General features: G+C 72.7%; 5 protein-coding genes and 1 pseudogene. 5 read left to right on the top strand and 1 reads right to left on the bottom strand.

The features are described 5' to 3' along the window. The first annotated feature begins 257 nt into the window (after nt 1–257). Nucleotides 258–686 (top strand): PaaI family thioesterase, encoded by a 429-nt coding sequence (locus B9S61_RS17330; protein WP_103543078.1) that lies wholly within the window; start codon nt 258–260, stop codon nt 684–686. Between the two features lie 12 nt (nt 687–698). Here B9S61_RS17330 and B9S61_RS17335 read toward each other — a convergent pair whose 3' ends face one another. Then, nucleotides 699–1,721, bottom strand: coding sequence for a Gfo/Idh/MocA family oxidoreductase (locus B9S61_RS17335; protein ID WP_103543079.1), 1,023 nt, complete (start codon nt 1,719–1,721; stop codon nt 699–701). Nucleotides 1,722–1,837: 116 nt separating this feature from the next. On the opposite strand from B9S61_RS17335, the gene B9S61_RS17340 reads away from it, so the two are divergent. The 4 genes and pseudogenes from B9S61_RS17340 to B9S61_RS17355 all read left to right on the top strand — a co-directional run. Next, on the top strand, nt 1,838–2,587 hold the full coding sequence (locus B9S61_RS17340) for a GntR family transcriptional regulator (RefSeq protein WP_103543080.1): 750 nt from the start codon (nt 1,838–1,840) through the stop codon (nt 2,585–2,587). Between the two features lie 216 nt (nt 2,588–2,803). Further along, nucleotides 2,804–3,952 (top strand): ROK family glucokinase, encoded by a 1,149-nt coding sequence (locus B9S61_RS17345; RefSeq protein ID WP_103543081.1) that lies wholly within the window; start codon nt 2,804–2,806, stop codon nt 3,950–3,952. Continuing rightward, nucleotides 3,949–4,527, top strand: a complete 579-nt coding sequence (locus tag B9S61_RS17350) for a sugar kinase (protein ID WP_103543082.1) — start codon at nt 3,949–3,951, stop codon at nt 4,525–4,527. Before B9S61_RS17345 ends, B9S61_RS17350 begins: the two co-directional genes overlap by 4 nt. An 87-nt stretch (nt 4,528–4,614) precedes the next feature. Next, nucleotides 4,615–4,990, top strand: a pseudogene (locus B9S61_RS17355) (hypothetical protein); the annotation flags it as partial.

The raw sequence follows: 4,990 nt of genomic DNA on the forward strand, positions 1-4,990 counted from the left end.
GGGACCGCCTGACCGGTCGACCGCCGCGACCTGCTGGCACCTTTGACCTGCCGGGACCGCCTGACCCGCCGACAGCCCCGACTCGCTGACAGCCCCGACTCGCTGACACCCCTGACCTGCCGGGACCGCCTGACCTGCCGACCGCCCCCGGCCCGCCGACACCCCTGACCCGCCGGGCCCCCCGACCCGCCGACCGCCCCCGACCAGCTGAAACCCCCGACCCGCCGCCCCGTCCGCGCCCCGAGGAGCCACGCCCCATGACCGAGTCCACCGCGCTCGACCTCGCCACCGCCCGGCAGACCCTGGCCGGCCAGCCGTTCAGCAGACTTCTCGGTGCCCGGCTGACGGCCTTCGGGGACGGCGGGGCGACCCTGGAGATCGACATCAGGGAGGAACTCCACCAGCAGAACGGCTTCCTGCACGGCGGCGTGCTCTCCTACGCGGCGGACAACGCCCTCACCTTCGCCGCCGGCGCCGTCCTCGGCCCGAACGTCCTCACCGGCGGTTTCTCCGTCCAGTACCTCCGCCCGGCCGCCGGCCGCACCCTGCGCGCCCGCGCGGAGGTCGTGCACGCCGGCCGGCGCCAGGCCGTCGTCCGCTGCGACCTGCTGACCCTCGGCGAGGACGGCACGGAGACACTGTGCGCCGTCGCCCAGGGGACCGTGCTGCCGGTCAAGGCCCCCTGAACCGCGCCCGCGTCAGGTCAGCGCCGCTTCCGAACCGCTCAGCAGCTCCGTCGGCCTGACCGGTCTGCGCTCGCGCCGCGACCGCTCGCAGGCCTCCGCGACGAGGAGCGCCTGGAGGGCCTCGCGCCCGTCGCAGGGGTTGGCCCGCTCACCCCGCACCACCTCCACGAACGCGATCAGCTCGGCCTCGTACGCGGGTCCGAAGCGCTCCAGGAACCCGGTCCACGGCTTGTCCGCGGCCGGCGGCCCGGTCGGCTCCGTGGACGCGATCGGCGTACGGTCGTCCAGGCCGACGGCGATCTGGTCCCGCTCCCCGGCGAGCTCCATCCGTACGTCGTAGCCGGCCCCGTTCAGCCGGGTCGCGGTGAGCGTGGCGAGCGTGCCGTCGTCGAGGGTGAGCAGCGCCGCGCCGGTGTCCACGTCGCCCGCCTCGCGGAACATCGCGGGACCGGCGTCCGACCCGGAGGCGTAGACGTCCACGATCTCCCGGCCGGTCACCCAGCGCAGGATGTCGAAGTCGTGGATCAGGGTGTCCCGGTACAGTCCGCCGGACTGCGTCAGGTACCCGGCCGGCGGTGGCTCCGCGTCGCTGCTCATCGCCCGTACCGTGTGCAGCCGTCCGAGGCGGCCCGAGCGCACCGCCTCACGCGCGCCCGTGTAACCGGCGTCGAACCGCCGCTGGAAGCCCATCTGCAGCACCGTCCCGGCGGTCTCGACCTCCGTGATCGCCTGTAACGTGCCCGCGAGGTCCAGCGCGATGGGCTTCTCGCAGAACACCGGCAGCCCCGCCCGTGCCGCGCGGCCGATCAGATCGGCGTGGGCGGACGTGGCCGCCGTGATCACCACGGCGTCGACTCCCCAGGTGTAGATCTCGTCCACCCCGGGCGCCGACGTCTCGCCGAGCCGGTGTGCGAGAGCCTGGGCCCGCGCGGGATCCACGTCCGTGAGGATCAAGGAGCCGACGTCGCGGTGCCTGCTGAGTGTGTGGGCGTGAATGGTGCCGATACGGCCCGTACCGATGACCCCGATGCGCATGGCTACAAAGTGAGCCCCGCACAGCTCCCTGTCAATCCGTATGTCCGGACAACCGAACTACACGACTTCCCGTCAACAACGCACGCGGCTACGCTCGGCCCGTGCCGAAACCAGAAGTGGACCCGACCGTACAACTGGAGCTCAGCGTCGACCGCGGCTCCCCCGTGCCGTTGTACTTCCAGCTGGCCCAGCAGCTGGAGTCCGCCATCGAACACGGCGCGCTGACCCCCGGCACCCTGCTGGGCAACGAGATCGAGCTCGCCGCGCGGCTCGGTCTGTCCCGGCCGACCGTCCGCCAGGCCATCCAGTCGCTCGTCGACAAGGGCCTGCTCGTACGCCGCCGGGGGGTCGGCACCCAGGTGGTGCACAGCCAGGTCAAGCGCCCGCTGGAGCTCAGCAGCCTCTACGACGACCTGGAGTCGGCCGGCCAGCGCCCCGCCACCACGGTGCTGGTCAACACCGTGGTCGCCGCGTCCGCCGAGGTCGCCGCCGCGCTCGCGGTGGCCGAGGGCAGCGAGATGCACCGGATCGAGCGGCTGCGGCTCGCCCACGGCGAGCCGATGGCGTACCTGGGCAACTACCTGCCGCCCGGACTGCTGGACCTGGCCACCGGGCAACTGGAGGCCACCGGCCTGTACCGGATGATGCGGGCCGCCGGGATCACCCTGCACAGCGCACGCCAGACCATCGGCGCCCGGGCCGCCACCGCCGCCGAGGCCGAGCTGCTGGGTGAACAGCCCGGCGCCCCGCTGCTCACCATGCAGCGTGTCACCTTCGACGACACCGGCCGCGCGGTGGAGTTCGGCGCCCACACCTACCGCCCCGACCGCTACTCCTTCGAGTTCCAGTTGCTGGTACGTCCCTGACCGCACGGATGATCTTCGTCACAATGTCCTGACAAGGTGACCGGTGTCGGCGGTGGAGCGGAACGCGTCCGGCGACCGGCACCGTGAACCGCGTGCCCCGAGGGCGCGGGGGACGGCGCGAACAGCCACGGCGAGCCCGCACGCGGCAATGATCCGCACCACCCCCCACCTGCCCCGCACCACAATCGGCCCAACGGTGCGGCAGAATCGCAGACGATGAGCACCTACCGCGACTTCACCGCCCCCATCGGCTCCCGCCGCGCCCCGGTCCTGAGAACCGTCGGCACCAGGGAGCGCCGCTCCCATCTCACGGCGCCCCGTGTCCCGACGGTGGGCATCGACATCGGCGGCACCAAGGTGATGGCAGGCGTCGTCGACGCCGACGGCAACATCCTGGAGCGGCTCCGCACGGAGACCCCGGACAAGTCCAAGAGCCCGAAGGTCGTCGAGGACACCATCGTCGAACTGGTGCTGGACCTGTCCGACCGGCACGACGTGCACGCCGTCGGCATCGGCGCGGCCGGCTGGGTCGACGCCGACCGCAACCGCGTGCTGTTCGCCCCGCACCTGTCCTGGCGCAACGAGCCGCTGCGCGACCGCCTCGCCGGCCGCCTCGCCGTCCCGGTCCTGGTCGACAACGACGCCAATTCCGCCGCCTGGGCCGAGTGGCGCTTCGGCGCCGGACGCGGCGAGGACCACCTTGTGATGATCACACTGGGCACCGGCATCGGCGGCGCGATCCTGGAGGACGGGCAGGTCAGGCGCGGCAAGTACGGTGTCGCCGGCGAGTTCGGCCATATGCAGGTCGTCCCCGGCGGCCACCGCTGCCCCTGCGGCAACCGCGGCTGCTGGGAGCAGTACAGCTCCGGCAACGCGCTGGTCCGCGAGGCGCGTGAGCTCGCCGTCGCCGACTCGCCGGTCGCGTACGGGGTCATCGAGCACGTCAAAGGGAACGTCGCCGACATCACCGGCCCGATGATCACCGAACTGGCCCGCGACGGCGACGCCATGTGCATCGAACTCCTCCAGGACATCGGCCAGTGGCTCGGCGTCGGCATCGCCAACCTCGCCGCCGCCCTCGACCCCTCCTGCTTCGTCATCGGCGGCGGCGTCTCGGCCGCCGACGACCTGCTGATCGGCCCCGCCCGGGACGCCTTCAAGCGCCATCTCACCGGGCGCGGCTACCGCCCCGAGGCCCACATCGTCCGCGCCCAGCTCGGCCCCGAGGCCGGCATGGTCGGCGCCGCCGACCTCGCCCGTCTCGTCGCCCGCCGCTTCCGCCGGGCCAAGCGCCGCCGCGTCGAGCGGTACGAGCGCTACGAGCGGTACGCGGAGGCCCGCCGCACCACCCAGGAGTCCCTGTGACCGGCGATTTCCGCCAGCAGTCAGGCACCCCGGACGAGCCGCGCCCGTCCGAGGACCGGCAGCACAGGATCCGCCGCAGGGCCATCACCCTGCTGATCATCGTGCTGCTCATCGGCGTCCCGGCCGGCTACCTGGTGATCTCGGCGAACCAGAGCCGGGCCAGCGGCAAGGACAAGGAGGCGAAGTACTCCGCGACCGGCCTCACCGAGGGCTGGCCGTCCAAGCTCCAGCGTCGCATCTACCAGGTCCCGATACCCCACCCGGCGTGGTGGGTGGCCTCGTACGAGACCAACAACTGGAAGACCAGCCGGCTGTACGTCGAGTTCGAGACCTCCGACGTGGGCCTGAGCGCGTTCCTCGCCGGGATCGGCGTCCAGGAGAGCGAACTGAAGCGGAACGACCTCCCCATCGGCGAGCGCGACCGGGAGGTCACCGGCTGGACGTTCGACGGACCCGGCACCTGGTCGGGCCTGGTCCACGAACAGAAGGACCCGGCACCGACGCGCGAGATCGTCGTCAACCACGACAAGCCGGGTTATCCGAGGGTGTACGTCGTCTCCCGCACCGTGCCCTGATCCCGGACGCCGGGGCCGGTTGTCAGACCCCGCCCGTAAAGTCGAAGACGACTGAATGCGACACGCGGGCGGGAGGTGACAGGACGTATGGGCGAGCCGACGTCGGTGGACGGACGGGACCCGGCCACCGGGCCGCCCGGTGGCGGGGAAGGGGCGGACGTACCCGTCCGGCTCGCGGCCGTCTTCCTGCCCGCGCCCCTCCCGCGCGACGGACGGATCGCCTTCTACGATCCCGAGGGCGGCACCCAGGGATCGGAACCGCCCGGACCTCCCGCCGACGGGGCCGACGCCTCCGCGCGACGCACGGACCTGACCGTCGTCCGCCCGCACGGCGCGGGGGTGCGACGACGGACGGTCCCCGCCCTCTCCCTTCCCGTGGACGAGGCACTGCCGCTGCTGGTCCGGGCCCGGCACGACGTCGGAGATGCCCCGGTACGACGACCGGCAGGGTCCCGGCGCGACG

This window comes from Streptomyces sp. SM1, from assembly GCF_002910825.1.
GTDB classification, from domain to species: Bacteria; Actinomycetota; Actinomycetes; order Streptomycetales; family Streptomycetaceae; genus Streptomyces; species Streptomyces okerensis.